General features: G+C 46.5%; 13 protein-coding genes. 10 read left to right on the top strand and 3 right to left on the bottom strand.

The genetic code is table 11. The features are described from left to right. The first annotated feature begins 136 nt into the window (after positions 1 to 136). The 6 genes from gluQRS to SO_RS04075 all read left to right on the top strand — a co-directional run bounded on the left by gluQRS (position 137) and on the right by SO_RS04075 (position 5,703). A complete protein-coding gene (gene gluQRS, locus SO_RS04100; protein ID WP_164925826.1) occupies positions 137 to 1,033 on the top strand; it encodes a tRNA glutamyl-Q(34) synthetase GluQRS in 897 nt (298 codons plus the stop codon). A 283-nt stretch (positions 1,034 to 1,316) separates the two neighbouring features. After that, positions 1,317 to 2,624, top strand: coding sequence for a polynucleotide adenylyltransferase PcnB (locus SO_RS04095; RefSeq protein ID WP_202950653.1), 1,308 nt, complete (start codon positions 1,317 to 1,319; stop codon positions 2,622 to 2,624). Then, positions 2,624 to 3,112, top strand: coding sequence for a 2-amino-4-hydroxy-6-hydroxymethyldihydropteridine diphosphokinase (folK, locus tag SO_RS04090; protein ID WP_011071161.1), 489 nt, complete (start codon positions 2,624 to 2,626; stop codon positions 3,110 to 3,112). Before SO_RS04095 ends, folK begins: the two co-directional genes overlap by 1 nt. A 56-nt stretch (positions 3,113 to 3,168) precedes the next feature. Further along, positions 3,169 to 3,963 (top strand): 3-methyl-2-oxobutanoate hydroxymethyltransferase, encoded by a 795-nt coding sequence (gene panB / locus SO_RS04085; RefSeq protein ID WP_011071160.1) that lies wholly within the window; start codon positions 3,169 to 3,171, stop codon positions 3,961 to 3,963. A gap of 76 nt (positions 3,964 to 4,039) precedes the next feature. Continuing rightward, positions 4,040 to 4,885, top strand: a complete 846-nt coding sequence (gene panC / locus SO_RS04080; protein ID WP_011071159.1) for a pantoate--beta-alanine ligase — start codon at positions 4,040 to 4,042, stop codon at positions 4,883 to 4,885. A gap of 296 nt (positions 4,886 to 5,181) precedes the next feature. Continuing rightward, positions 5,182 to 5,703 carry a hypothetical protein gene (locus SO_RS04075; RefSeq protein WP_011071158.1) on the top strand — a complete coding sequence of 174 codons (522 nt, stop codon included), beginning with the start codon at positions 5,182 to 5,184 and terminating at the stop codon, positions 5,701 to 5,703. A 57-nt stretch (positions 5,704 to 5,760) separates the two neighbouring features. Here SO_RS04075 and SO_RS04070 read toward each other — a convergent pair whose 3' ends face one another. Next, a complete protein-coding gene (locus SO_RS04070) occupies positions 5,761 to 8,268 on the bottom strand; it encodes a S8 family serine peptidase (protein WP_011071157.1) in 2,508 nt (835 codons plus the stop codon). Between the two features lie 398 nt (positions 8,269 to 8,666). Between SO_RS04070 and SO_RS04065 the strand changes: the two genes are divergently transcribed. Beyond that, on the top strand, positions 8,667 to 9,086 hold the full coding sequence (locus tag SO_RS04065; RefSeq protein WP_011071156.1) for a curlin: 420 nt from the start codon (positions 8,667 to 8,669) through the stop codon (positions 9,084 to 9,086). Positions 9,087 to 9,100: 14 nt separating this feature from the next. Continuing rightward, complete coding sequence (locus tag SO_RS04060; RefSeq protein WP_011071155.1) at positions 9,101 to 10,609, top strand: curlin; 1,509 nt, start codon at positions 9,101 to 9,103, stop codon at positions 10,607 to 10,609. A gap of 213 nt (positions 10,610 to 10,822) precedes the next feature. On the opposite strand, the gene SO_RS04055 is transcribed toward SO_RS04060, so the two are convergent. Beyond that, complete coding sequence (locus SO_RS04055) at positions 10,823 to 11,494, bottom strand: helix-turn-helix transcriptional regulator (protein WP_011071154.1); 672 nt, start codon at positions 11,492 to 11,494, stop codon at positions 10,823 to 10,825. A 370-nt stretch (positions 11,495 to 11,864) separates the two neighbouring features. Next, on the bottom strand, positions 11,865 to 12,470 hold the full coding sequence (locus SO_RS04050) for a DUF2238 domain-containing protein (RefSeq protein ID WP_011071153.1): 606 nt from the start codon (positions 12,468 to 12,470) through the stop codon (positions 11,865 to 11,867). Positions 12,471 to 12,627: 157 nt separating this feature from the next. Here SO_RS04050 and serA point away from each other — a divergent pair, with 157 nt between their 5' ends. Then, entirely contained in the window at positions 12,628 to 13,857 is a 1,230-nt protein-coding gene (gene serA / locus SO_RS04045) for a phosphoglycerate dehydrogenase (protein ID WP_011071152.1), read from the top strand. A 134-nt stretch (positions 13,858 to 13,991) separates the two neighbouring features. Continuing rightward, on the top strand, positions 13,992 to 14,948 hold the full coding sequence (gene ygfZ / locus SO_RS04040) for a tRNA-modifying protein YgfZ (RefSeq protein ID WP_011071151.1): 957 nt from the start codon (positions 13,992 to 13,994) through the stop codon (positions 14,946 to 14,948). Positions 14,949 to 15,019 lie beyond the last annotated feature (71 nt).

Here is a 15,019-nt window from a genome sequence, read left to right as displayed (position 1 = left end):
TCGGCCATCTCAGGCGGGGATTTCCCCGCCTACTTGTTTATTCGCTCTGGTTTATCCTCCCTGTAATACTTCGCTTTTTCTGAACATCCCTCTAAAATACAGCCACTTTAACTTGTCACCCATGTCAAATTCTATGATGGCGACCTTAACCACTGCTATTTCACCACAAGGTCCTTACGTTGGCCGTTTTGCACCTTCGCCTTCGGGGGCATTGCATTTTGGCTCGCTAGTCGCCGCCCTTGGCAGTTATCTGCGGGCGCGCTCATTGGGTGGTAAGTGGTTAATACGCATTGAAGATATTGATCCACCAAGGGAAGTAAAAGGTGCCGCCGATGATATTTTGCGCACTTTAGAAGCTTATGGTTTCGAGTGGGACGATACCGTGCTGTATCAAAGTGCGCGCACGGACGCCTATCAAGCCAAATTAGATCAATTGCTCGCCCAAGACGATGCCTACTTCTGCCAATGCAGCCGCAAACAAATTCAAGCCATGGGTGGAATTTACGATGGCCGCTGCCATCAATTAGCAACGCCGCATCAGTCTGGTGCGATTCGACTGGTTAATCGCGCTCAAGTTGCAGAGTTTACCGATAATCTGATGGGGAAAGTGGTTGTAGATCATGACTTCGCCACTGAAGATTTTATTATCAAACGCAGTGATGGCCTCTATGCCTATCAACTTGCCGTGGTACTGGATGACGCCCACCAAGGCATCAGCGAAGTGGTACGTGGTTGCGATTTGATTGAAGCCAGTTGCCGCCAATTAAGCCTATATCAAAGCTTAGGATTAACTGCGCCACAGTGGCTGCATTTACCACTCGCCTGTTTAACGCCGGGATTTAAACTGTCAAAACAGAACCATGCACAAGCCATCGATAAGCAGCATCCGCAAGCGAGTCTTAATGCGGCCCTGACTTTTTTAGGCCAATCAACTGTTGAGCCAACGAGCGCAGCACAAATGCTGGCGCAGGCGGTGGCACAATTTGAGCTTACCGCGGTTCCAAAGCAACGGGAAATCATACTGACGGCTTAACTTAATTGAGCTATGCGCCTGCGAAAACGGACACTTTTTACAACCTCAGCGTCGTGGCATAGCTCAGCAATCGGTATATACCCATCGGAGCGCAATTGGTATATCATAGCCGCCAGATTTTTAACCACGTAACAGATACATTCCGAGGTGTCCCATTTTTCGCCGTATCAGCCAATTCTGCAAGCAGCTATTTGAAGACGCGCCTAAAACGACCGCTCCAACTCCAGCTCAGATTGAACCCCAAACGCCTGAACTCACATCCGGCGGCTTAAGCTTGGCGCTAGTGCCTCGGGATGCACACTCAATTTCCCGCAAGCAGATTAGTGAAAATGCGCTTAAGGTACTATATCGACTGAATAAAGCCGGTTTTCAAGCCTATTTAGTGGGTGGGGGTGTACGGGATTTACTCCTCGGACTCGAACCGAAAGACTTCGACGTTGTCACCAATGCGACGCCGGAAGAAATCAAAAAACTGTTTCGCAATTGCCGTGTTGTCGGTCGTCGATTCCGTCTGGCGCATATCGTTTTTGGCCGCGATGTAATTGAAGTTGCAACTTTCCGTGGCCACCACGGTGAAAGTAATGAAAAGATTTCCAAAGCCAATGCCGAAGGGCGTTTGCTCAGGGATAACGTGTACGGAGAAATCGATGAAGACGCAGAGCGCCGCGATTTCACCGTTAACGCCCTTTACTATGATATTAGCGATTACTCTATCCGCAGTTACGGCGGCGGTATGGAAGATCTTAAGGCGGGCACCTTAAGACTGATTGGCGATCCCGAAACCCGTTACCGCGAAGATCCGGTTCGTATGCTCAGAGCCGTGCGTTTTGCCACTAAGCTCAGCATGACCATCGACGAAGTGACTGCTAAACCGATCAAACAGCTAGCACCACTGCTTAAAGATATTCCTGCAGCGCGCATGTATGAAGAAGTGCTCAAACTCTTCTTCGCTGGCAAAGCCGTGGCAAATTTTGACATGATGCAGGAATATAAACTGTTTGCGCCCCTATTTCCTCAGGTGGATGCCCTATTAAAAGAGGCGCCAAAAGGTCCGGCAATGAAGATGGTGCAAGCCATCATGAAGAGCACTGATGATCGGGTAAATGAAGATAAGCCAGTGACGCCATCGTTTTTCTATGCGGCGATCCTCTGGTATCCACTGCGCCAACGCGCAGAAGATATTGCCGTTGAAAGTGGCCTCACCTTATACGATGCCTTTTTCGCGGCGATGGGTGATGTCATGGAGCAGCAATGCCAAACCATTAGCATTCCGCGCCGTTTTAGCACACCAGCCAAAGATATCTGGCAATTACAACTCCGCTTTGAGCGCAGCCAAGGCACGCGCGCCTTTAAACTGTTAGAGCATCCTAAGTTTAGAGCGGCATACGATTTACTGTTACTGCGTGGTGAAGTCGAAGGTGGCAATTTGGCCAAGAGTGCCGCTTGGTGGCAACAGTTTGTTGAAGCGGATGAAACTGAGCGTTTAACCATTGCTCGCAGTGGTAACAAAGCCTCAGGCAACCGTAATCGCAATACCCCCCAGCGCCGTCGTCGTCGCCCGAGCGGCGCAAAAGCTAAAGCCGAAGAATAATGACTCAAGTATTTGTCGCCCTAGGGGCGAATCTTGAAGATCCCAAAGCACAGTTGGACAATGCCTTGATGGCCTTGTCCAGCTTGGCTGAAAATCAAAGCCTTAAGGTTTCGCCCTACTATCACTCAACGCCGATGGGAGAGGTAGTGCAACCCGACTATATTAATGCCGTGGCAAGTTTTGAGACCAAGCTTACCCCACTCGCCTTGTTAGATGCACTGCAACACATCGAAAATACCCAAGGCCGTGTGCGCAAAGAACGTTGGGGACCTAGAACCTTAGATCTCGACTTACTCTTATATGGTGATGCCATCATCGATGAGCCCAGACTCAAAGTACCGCACTATGGCATGAAAGAACGTAGCTTTGTACTGGTGCCTTTAGCCGCTATTGCTCCCGATCTGGTTTTACCCTGTAAAACACCGCTACAAAGCCTCATCAGTGAAAAATTCTTGGCCGAGTTACAACTACTGGGCAATGATCATTGAAGTCAGCCCTCAGTTAGCTTATAACACCACTTCCATTTGGTTTGAAGATCTCCCATATGTCTAAAGTTACTAGCTCAACCCTGTTGAAATACAAACAGGAAGGTAGAAAATTCACCGCTCTGACAGCCTATGATGCCAGCTTTGCCAGCGCGTTCGACGGCGAAGGCATCGATGTGCTACTGGTCGGCGATTCTTTGGGAATGGTTCTCCAAGGCCACGATGATACCCTGCCCGTCACCACCGCCGATATTGCCTATCACACCCGTTGCGTGCGTCGCGGTATTGAGCGCTCACTGCTGATCGCTGATATGCCATTTATGAGTTATGCCACGCCAGAACAGGCAATGGAAAATGCCACCACGCTCATGCAAGCGGGTGCCAATATGGTCAAACTTGAAGGTGGCCACTGGTTATTGGAAACAGTCACCAAATTGACTGAACGTGGCATTCCTGTTTGTGCTCACTTGGGCCTAACACCACAATCAGTAAACGTTTTTGGTGGTTTTAAAGTGCAGGGCCGCGACGCTGAAAATGCCCAGCGCATTATCGATGAAGCTAAAGCGTTAGAAGCGGCAGGCGCGCAGTTATTAGTGGTTGAATGTATTCCCGCATCACTTGCCACCGCAATTACTCAAGCCTTAACTATTCCCGTTATCGGCATTGGTGCAGGCGCTACCACCGACGGCCAAATTCTGGTCATGCACGATGTATTAGGTATCTCCAGTGGTTATATTCCACGTTTTTCGAAAAACTACCTAAAACAAACTGGCGAGATCCGTTCTGCCGTGCGGGCGTATATTGAAGAAGTCGCCAACGGCAGCTTCCCCAGTGCGGAGCACACGTTTAACTAAGAGTACAGAGCACACATTCATTTGATTGTGCCGATACACATCCAACTCATTTTAGGTTTTAGCAAGGTAAGAGTTAATGATCACTAGCGCCCATATCGATGATATTCGTACTCAAGTGCGAGCATGGCGTGCCAAGGGCGAAACTGTCGCCTTTGTGCCAACCATGGGTAATCTCCATCAGGGACATATCACCTTAGTGAAAGAAGCGGCTAAGAAGTGCGATCATGTGGTCGCATCTATCTTCGTTAATCCCATGCAATTTGGGCAAAATGAAGATCTCGATGCCTACCCGCGCACCTTAGAGGCCGATAGCCAAGCGTTAACTGCAGCGGGAGCAGAGCTGTTGTTTACACCAACCCCAGCGATTATTTATCCCAAAGGGTTAGCACAGCAAACCTATGTAGAAGTACCAGGGATCTCCGATGTGCTCTGCGGCGCCAGTCGTCCAGGTCACTTCCGTGGCGTCGCGACGATTGTCTGTAAACTGTTCAACATAGTGCAACCGGATATTGCGTTCTTTGGTAATAAGGATTATCAACAACTGTTAGTGATCCGCACTATGGTTGAAGACTTATCTTTACCCATTGAAATTATCGGTATTGACACTATTCGCGAAGCCTCAGGTTTAGCCATGAGTTCACGTAATGGCTACCTTACTGCGCAAGAAAAAGCCGCTGCGCCCGCACTGAAAAAAGCCATTGATGCCATGGCGCAAGGGATAAAGCAAGGCATCAGCATCGAACAAGTCACCGAGGAAGCCAAAGCGAGCTTAACCGCTGCCGGCTTTACCCCTGATTACTTAGAAGTTCGCCATGCTGATACCTTAGCGAAGGCTGAAACCCAGGATAAAGCCCTAGTAATTTTAGCCGCAGCTTACCTTGGTAAAGCGCGGCTTATTGATAATCTGCGCTTTGATCGTTAAGCATCAATTTAAGATTTGAGAAAAGGAGCTTAGGCTCCTTTTTTATTACCTCTGCACTACTCGTATTTTGGGGCGTCTAGCTGAGCGTCAAAAAATTTCCATTGTCAAAAAACTGGTTTTATTCTTTAACTTACGTCATAGTATTCACAAATGTTAACCTTAAGTAACATATGTTTATAGCACACGGATTGATACCTGCTAGAGTTTAAATGGGGAGAAAACAACTCCATTTTACTCTGGCTTAGTACCCATAGTGATAACTTCATTCATCGCGTATACAAAGGATTTGTCGTCGAATGGCAAGACTCATAGTGACCCTTATTTGCGTAACCCTGCCCACTGCAGCGCTCGCAAATACCGTCTATAAATGTCGTAAAGACGATAAAGTCGTCTTTAGCCAAACCGCTTGCCCACAGGAATATAGTCAACATAAAATTGAATATCAGTTAGGGATAACGACTGAAATTGATTCCGATAAACGTGAAGACAAAGTCGACCCGCTGCATGCCTTGCTAAATAGCCAGACTTTATCCAAGGATAAATTGCTGCAATTACTCGACGGTGAGCTCTATCGTTTAAAACAAGAAAATAGCTATTTTGATATCCTAAGGGCAAGTGAATTACAAAAACTCGAACGTCAACGATATTGGCAAAATAAAGAGAAAACAGATCCTGACTACTTAAGCCAAGTAAATAAAATTAATGCTCATTTCGATGAGCTTACCTCGATCAATCGGCAACTCATGCAGCAATTATCCGAACGAAAAACGCAAATTGGCGCCGAAACTCAGCCGAAGAAATTATCAGATAAACATTAACATAACGACCATAAACAAAAGGCGACCCTAAGGTCGCCTTGTTATTTTATCCATCCATTAGAACTGCGCGACAACTGGCGCAGAACATAATGTTCCTGTCGTTTCACACACTTGATAAGTCACACTTGAGGCGGTGGTCGTAAAGCGATCACGATAGCTACCATCGTTCTCAGTCGTTACCACCAACTCACCATTCCGGTAAAGGGCAACGTTTTCACCTAAAGCACTATCCCAAGTGAGATCTACCATTGCACTGCCACGGCGCGATACTAATGCGCGGCTAACAGCAGCATTAATATTATGCTCATAGACTTGTACAGGCATCGTCACAGTGTTGCTGTGATCCATTGAATCGGTCACAGTCAAAGACACAGTATAAGTACCCGCAGAGGTATAAACATGGCTTGGGTTCATCTCAGTAGAGTTTGTACCATCACCAAAGTCCCAGCTGTAACTGACGATATCATCATTTGCATCTGTACTGGTGTTGGTGAAGGCTACGCCTAATCCTTCAACGGCAAACTCAAAACCTGCAACAGGCGCAGCTGGGGAAGCCTCACCTAAGCCGCTGATGACTAAGCCCCAGTTATTAAGCGTTCCGGTATCTGAACCCACATTGTCATCGACAGATAATGACCAAGTACCACGTACATTTTCACCATCGAATGCGCTTAGATCCCAGCTCTTAACGATATTATCAGCACTGCCACCATCGCGGTTATGTAACACCACTTGAGTACCCGCTGGTGAGGTTAGCACAACGCGTAAGTCACCAATCCAAGTGTGACTGATATTCACGTCAGCGAGCACACCAAAAATCTGTACATCGTCGGCGACTTCTATTGTGCTAATAACGCCATTAGGGTTGTTATCCGGAATGGCTACAGAGTTCTCATTACCATAGGTAAAGTCGTTTAATCCTTGTGGGAAGACATTAAGCGACACGACTTTAGACTTTTCAATCGCACCATCATTGCCCGTCACCGTAATGCTGTAATCACCCCAAACCGTTTGCGCGGTTGTCGCCACGTTTAAGGTAAATGAACCACCCGCAGAAACGGTTGAACTTGATAATGAAACCCCTTCAAGTGCAGGTGACACGCTGACAGTCAATGCGACATCACCATCCCAACCTGCCACACTGCCAACACTGAAGTTATAGCTTGCAGCGCTGCCTGCTTCGACAGATTGTGAAGCCGGTGATACGGTGAACTTATAGCTAGGTGATGGGTTTGCCTGCTCCAGCGCATTAGCCACATTGAGGCGAGTACCCGCAACCGTTTTACCGGTTAAATCCGCATTCGCATCACCTGAGGCCATCAGTAGTTCTTTCATTTCAACAGGTGTTAAGTCAGGGTTTAATGCCCAAACGAGAGCGGCGGCGCCCGTCACGTGGGGAGTTGCCATCGAGGTACCAGAGTAAGTCGCGTAACCACCGCCACGGACAGTTGATAAAATCGCCGAGCCTGGCGCGCCCATATCAACACTGGTTAAACCCCATTGTGAGAAGTCTGACATACGGTCATTGCGAGTTGTACTGGCAATGGAGAACACCACATCAGAGTTATAGCTTGAAGGATAGTGTGGGCTCGCATCATTATCGACGGCATCGTTTCCTGCTGCGGCAACAAATAAAATCCCTGCTTCACCACCCGCTTCAATTGCATCTTTTAATGCTTGACTAAAGCCGCCACCGCCCCAAGAGTTGTTGGTCGCTTTAATATCAACCCCATGATTAACCTTAAGGTTGGTGAAATAATCGATACACGCAATAGCGCCCGCGGTAGAGCCATAACCGTCAGTATCGAGGAACTGACATCCGGCAATTTTAACGTCCCAGTTAACGCCTACTACACCGACACCGTTATTACCTTTAGCGCCAATCGTGCCAGAAACATGGGTACCGTGGCCGTTTCCGTCCATTGGATTTCCGTTATTATTCACGGCACTGTAACCATGAATATCGTCGATAACACCGTTTGCGTCATCATCGATGCCATTGCCCGCAATTTCGCCCGCATTGACCCACATATTGGCTTGCAAATCGGGATGGTTGTAATCCACACCGGTATCGATAACGCCAATCACCACATCAGAGCTACCTGTGGTGATTTCCCAAGCTTCAGGTGCATCGATATCCGCATCGGCAGTGCCACCGCTTTGGCCAGTGTTATTCATTCCCCATAGGCTGGCAAAACTTGGGTCATCAGGTGTACCTATCGCTTTGATAATATAGTTAGGCTCAGCGTATTTCACCGCAGGATGACGGCTGATCACCTTAATGGCATCTTCAATATTGGCGCCTTTACGCAATGCTAAACGGGCCAGCTTGCCGTTAAGTAAATGCGGAAATTTATCGTCGACACCATCGGCATTGACATCGGTTAATGTTCCACGAATTAAACGCTGAGCCGCCGAGCGCTCTGCTTTAGTTGCATTGTCTTTATACACCACGAGAATGGCATCTTTTTCATAGACAGGGGCATCTTTTGCCATAGCCGGTACGGCTGACAACGTCATAGCTCCTGTAATTGCTAACGCCAACGGTGAGAGTTTTATCGACATATTGAGCTTCCTATAGTCCTTTACGTTGAAATTCTGGAACGGCAATTACGCAACCTCCACTCAAGGTTGAATGGATAATAGCGGCGAATTTCCAGCATGTTTGCCGATAAATTGTTGCCATAATGTTTCAACTTTAAAAAGCACCGAAAAGCTAAATACAACTTAACTACTAGACCAACTTGGTAGGATAAAAATAGGGTAACCGTGAGGTTTAATCGACAAAAAACTGGATTTTCATACGATTAACAAAAGTCAGCACGATTAACATTTAAATTACACCATCGAAATAAATACCCTTTCGGCCAATTGTCTCTCAGCACTATGACTCGTAACTTGATGCCTGAGTTGGAAGGAGTCTTTACTCCGACCAAAACACCCATACATGCAAGGAGTCACTTGTGCCAAATCCACTAACACGCTTTTTGGTACTGCTTCTCTTGTTATGTAGTTATCTGACACCCACCCATGCGGCAGATGTCAGTGAATTGCCAATTACTCTGCAAGCGCTCATTGAGCGTTCAGGACGCGATAATCTTATCGACCTCGTGCAGCAAGGAACTGCAAACCAAGGGATAGTGTTCCAATCAGGCAGCGATAACAGCGCCTACGTGACACAAGCGGGTAACGATAACATTTCCCTCGTGACACAGATTGGTACCAATAATGAAGTCCAACTACTGCAAGTCGGCGCTCAAAATAAGGCATCAATTACCCAGATTGGCAATGACAACCTGGTGCAATTGAACCAGCTAGGAAGCGGCAATTTTTCGATTCAACAGATTGCGGACGGTGCTGCAATCTCAATTACTCAATATTAAACAGGGAGAGTCACATGAAATCACAAGCTAAAATGTCATTGATTGCTTTAGCCATTACAGCTGGATTAAGTGGTCATGCACTAGCGGCAAGTACGATCAACGAAATCAGCGTTAAACAAACTGGCGAAGGCCAAGACACCTTAGTCGCACAAACGGGGGTTATTAACGCAGCTGCAGTGACCCAAACCGGTAATGCACAAGTCGCCACAGTAGTGCAAGACGGTGTGTGGCATGAAGCCCAAGTTAATTCAACTGGCGATGCCAACGAAGTGACGGTTAGCCAACAAACAGACTGGCATGTTGCCGCTGTTGATGTGACTGGTAATAACAACGAAGCTGAAGTGACTCAAGACGGCTTCTTCAACCAAAGTAGCAACGATGTCGTGGGTAACGACAACCTCGTTTCTGTTAACCAATTAGGTGAGCTGAACGAAAGCTACGTTGAAATTACTGGTAATGAAAACAGTGCATTTGTTGAACAAGAAGGTGATGAAAACCTTGCCGTATTCCGTGTTGAAGGTGATAACAACGACGGCGATATCAAACAATACGGTAACAACAACCAAGCGGGTTTAATTGCTCTCGATCTAAGTGCCAACGTGGGTAATAACAACGATGTCTCCGTCGAACAAATCGGTAATAATAACTTTGGTGCAGCCAAAGGCATCGCTGGTAACGACAACAGCGTTGACATCTACCAAAAAGGTGACAACCACACTGGTTTCGTTTACGCCTTGGCTGGTAGTGAAAACGATATCAGCATGGAACAAGAAGGCAGCAACAACACTGCATATCTGTCAATGACTACAGGTGATGATAACACTGTCGATATCACTCAAGACGGCGATAGCAATACTGTGGGTGATTCTTTAATTGCGGATATTCAAGGTGACGATAACGATATCACCATCAAGCAAAAAGGCGACAGCAACGGTGCAGAATTCCAAGTATGGGGTGATAGCAACGACGTTGACTTAAAACAACGCGGTGATGCCAACTTCGCAACCTTTGGCGCTTACGGCACAGATAACGATTTCGATTTATCTTCTAAAGGTGATAACAACGAACTTGTTGCCTTCGCAACCGGCGAAGACAACAGCATTGAAATCAGCCAAGAAGGTGATGCGAACTTTGCCTACGTCGATGCCACTGGTAACGACAACGAAGTCAATGTAGAGCAAGATGGCGATCAAAACGAAACCATCATCACTGTTGAAGGTAACAACAATGCTGATGTCACTGCTCTACAACACCGTGGCGATCTGAACTTAATCGATTTAATTATCGAAGGCGATGAAAACGCAGCAGAAATCACTCAAGCAGGTAGCGGTAACTGGGTGGGCGGCGATAGCAGTAGCTCATTTGCAGCGAGCTCATTTGGCGTAAGTGGTGATAACAATAGCCTAATGATTACTCAAACAGGTAATGACAACTTAGTATTAGGTTCTCAAGCGGGCAACAACAACAGTATCAGCGTCACTCAAAGCGGTGATATGAACGTTGCGACTGTAGTGCAATACTAATCTTAACCAATAGACAGCTTTCAAGTTGAAGGCTGCTAATAAAAACGGGAGCATTTAATATGCTCCCGTTTTTTATTTATTAAATTAGTAAGTTAACTGCTTATTTTTAACAATCACAAGTGGATTGTCCAAAGGCAAACTGCTCACATACCTAGCAATCTCGACTTACATATACGCAAAGTTCAGCTAGCACTTAACAAGCCTAAATAACGTTTAACTGCAAAACTCAAAATGGGTTTGATAGGTCTGTGCCCAACGCAATAATTCAACGCGATTGCGTGACTGTGTTTTACGGAATATAGAAGAAATATGTGCCTTTACCGTATGCTCACTGATGCAGAGGCGATGAGCAATTTCCTTATTGCGCGCTCCGCTGGAGACAAATTGAATAATCGTTCGCTCTCTTGAGGTAAGTGCTTGCAGCATCGCAACAGTATCGGCGGGCATATCATTTTGCCCATCTAATTTTTGTACCACCCGGCGAAACATCTTGCTGAGCAACGTTCTGTCGTACCACAATTCATCGGCCACCATTTTACGCAGCCCTGTTAGCATCAAATCCATTCGCTGATCGGTAAATAGCAGCCCTCGAATTCCTAACAGCATTGCAGATTCCTGATCTAAGGAATTGCGCTCGACTTGATACAAAGCCACTGGTATATGGGGTACAAGACGGGACGCCAACAGTGGGATACCTTTATTATCTAAGGCTGCGCCTTTCTGAGCAATCAAACAGAAGCTGCGATGTCCTTTATCTACATTTAACTCTAACTCAGAGGCATGTTTAACGATCCGTGTTTTCAATCCAATAGATTCAGCAAGTATCGCTAAATGGCAAGGTGCCGCCACTTGATGTAAAAATACTAACTCATTGATAGTGCTCAATTTACTCTTCTCCCTGAAAAGTATTTCGTTATCTTTATATGAGGCTAGATGAAATATCACGAATATCTCGCCGTACATTTCATTAACATAACCCATTTTGACTAGTTACCGTATGAATGCCATCACCCAAATGTACTAATAACATCTATTTATATGTAGTAAATTCGACTAACTCCCTAAATAGTACCTGTTTACCAGCAATTAATACTAAATGCTATCTACATTACACTCAGGTTTATACCTTAGTCTATAAAGAGATCAATCGAAAGTTTAAACAAAAAATTAACACAGAAATATGACGGTTTAGGGAACAAAAAATCCCCTCAAAATCCTATTCTGAGGGGATTGGGGAACAGTAATAAGTTAGTTATCACTGAGCAGTAAGCTTAGCGATTTGCTTATCCTGTACACGAGACAAACTCAACAAAGCCACAATGGCGCCAATTAAGGCTAAAAACATATCCGATTGGGTATCCCAAACGTAACCCTGAGTCCCTAAAAACGCTTCAGCACCTTCACCTGTAGCTACTGCCACCCACCATTCAATGAGTTCGTAGAAGGCACTGAAAGCGAGTACAAAGCAAGTGGCCAAAAATGCACACCAAGCACCTGGTTTAACTGCTTGATTACGTAACATAATCTCACGAGCTAACATCGCGGGAATAAAACCTTGGGCAAAATGCCCCACTTTGTCGTAATTGTTGCGCTCACTGCCCATCCACTGGGCAATCGTGTCAAATAATGGCACTTCGGCATAGGTATAGTGCGCCCCGACAAACAACACACAGCAATGAACTAGGACTAAAAAATACACTAATGGTGTTAACTCAAAGCGTTTGCGGGTAAAAAATAACAGCGGAACCGCCACTAATGCGGGTAAGGCTTCGAGCCACCAAGTAAAGGGATCGGCAGGTTTTATCGCCGACCACGCTAAAACTGAGAGGTAAATACCACACCAAGCAATTTTATTATTCAATGTTCCTTCCTCTTATGCGATATTGTTCTCATTTTAGAATATTAACTTTAGCCATCTAGCCCTCCACAGTGAGCCCAAAAAGTGCTACTTTGGTGGACAAAGGTTGTCAGCATAGCATATAAGAACCACTTCAATTAATTAAGAGGGTACCCATATCATGGCGAAACATTCGCTTGACAAGGATAAGATCAAAATCCTGTTGTTGGAAGGCGTCCACCAATCTGCTGTAGATGTGTTTGAACGCGCGGGATACACCAATATTGAATATCACAAAGCCTCGTTAGGTGATGAAGCCCTACACGAGTCCATAAAAGATGCCCATTTTATTGGTATTCGTTCCCGTACCCAACTCTCCGCCGATGTATTGAAACGTGCCGAAAAATTAATTGCAATTGGCTGCTTCTGTATCGGCACAAACCAAGTGGATCTTGCCACCGCCGAATCCCTCGGGATCCCCGTATTTAATGCGCCGTTTTCCAATACTCGCAGCGTAGCCGAACTCGTATTAGGCGAAATCATTATGTTGATGCGTGGTATTCCTGAGCGCAATGCCATCGCCCACCGAGGTGGTTGGATGAAAACCGCCGCTGGCAGTTACGAAGTCCGTGGCAAAACCTTAGGCGTGATTGGCTATGGCCATATCGGGACTCAACTAGGCATTTTGGCAGAAACCTTAGGTATGCGTGTAGTGTTCTTCGATATTGAAGATAAATTGCCATTGGGTAACGCTCAGCAAATCCACTCAATGGAGCAATTACTGGCTCAAGCCGATGTGGTCAGTTTGCACGTGCCTGAAACGCCACAAACGAAAGACATGATCAGTACCGCCGAATTTGCCGCTATGCGTAAAGGCAGCATCTTTATCAACGCTTCCCGCGGTACTGTGGTCGATATCGATGCGCTCACTGTGGCACTTAAAGAACGTCACCTTGCAGGCGCTGCAATTGACGTATTCCCCGTTGAGCCACAATCGAATGATGATGAATTTATCAGCCCATTACGTGGTTTAGATAATGTGCTGCTCACGCCACATGTGGGTGGTAGCACCGCAGAAGCACAGGAAAATATCGGTATTGAAGTGGCTGGCAAATTAGCCAAATACTCTGATAACGGCTCAACCGTGTCGGCCGTGAACTTCCCTGAGGTGTCTCTACCAATGCACAAAGGCACCTCTCGCCTACTGCATATCCACCAAAATCGTCCTGGCGTGCTGATCAAAATCAACAAGGCCTTCTCTGAGAAGGGTATTAACATTGCCGCTCAGTACCTGCAAACCACCGCAGAAATCGGTTATGTGGTTATGGAAGTTGACACGCATCAAGCAGAAGAAGCGTTAGTAGAACTCAAGGCAATTGATGGCACGCTGCGCACACGCGTATTGTTCTAAAGCCTAAATCGCGGTAGCTTGCCCCAACTAAGGCGCACATTTCATTTAAGATATGTGCGCCTTGTGCTTTTGAGGCTAGAGGAATTCCGCTACAATCAAGCCTCTTGCATCGCCTTCATTTTCAGGATCTCGCCATGACTATTGCAGTTTCGACACCCAATTGGGATCTGGACGCCTCTATGCCTCCACTTATGCTCGCTAACTTATCCCACCTAGGCCTAATCAAAGTGGCCGGCGAACAGGGCCGGAGTTTTATCCATGGCCAAGTGACCGCAGATATTAGCTCACTTGAAACCAACCAATGGCGCTGGGGAGCACATTGTGATCCTAAAGGTAAGATGCTGGCTAGCTTTAGAACCTTTACGATTAAAGATGCACTCTTGCTGCTGATGCCAAAGGACACCATCGAAGTGGATCTGCCGCAACTGCAAAAATATGCGGTATTTAGCAAGGCTACCCTAAGTAATGCATCGGAGGAATGGTGTTTACTCGGCGTGGCGGGTGAGCAGGCTAACCAATTCGTCACCCAACACTTTGGTGAAGTCGCTCAGGAACTGACTCTCACCGAGCATGGCGCAATTTTAAAAGATGCGGATCGATTTATTTTGGTTCTACAACCACAAGCCGCAAGTGCCCTCATTGCCGAGCACACCGTATTTGATGCCAGCGCTTGGCAAGCATTAGAAATCGCTGCGGGCTACCCCAACCTAGCGCCAAGCCATGCTAATCAGTACGTACCGCAGATGTGTAACCTACAGGCTATCAACGGCATTAGCTTTAATAAAGGCTGTTACATGGGGCAAGAAACCGTGGCAAGGATGAAGTACCGTGGCGGAAACAAGCGTGCACTTTATATCCTCCATGGCACAACCTCGTTAACGATTAATCTAGAAACTAGCCTTGAAATTGCGCTGGAAGACGGTTATCGCAAAGGGGGACAAATCATTGAATTCGTGCAACGCGGTAATCAAGTATTGCTGACAGCGGTATTGGCAAACGATACAGAGAACGATGCCAAGCTGCGTTTTACTGAAGATGAGCAATCCAGTTTGACGGTTCAACCTTTGCCCTACTCTCTCGATGAAGCTTAGTTGTTAGCGGCGTAAGTGCTTGAAGCTTAATAGCTTAGAATGGCGCTCACTCGCGCTAAAACAAAAAATCC

Source organism: Shewanella oneidensis MR-1, from assembly GCF_000146165.2.
GTDB lineage: Bacteria > Pseudomonadota > Gammaproteobacteria > Enterobacterales > Shewanellaceae > Shewanella > Shewanella oneidensis.
This window is presented reverse-complemented; position numbering and strand designations above follow the sequence as displayed.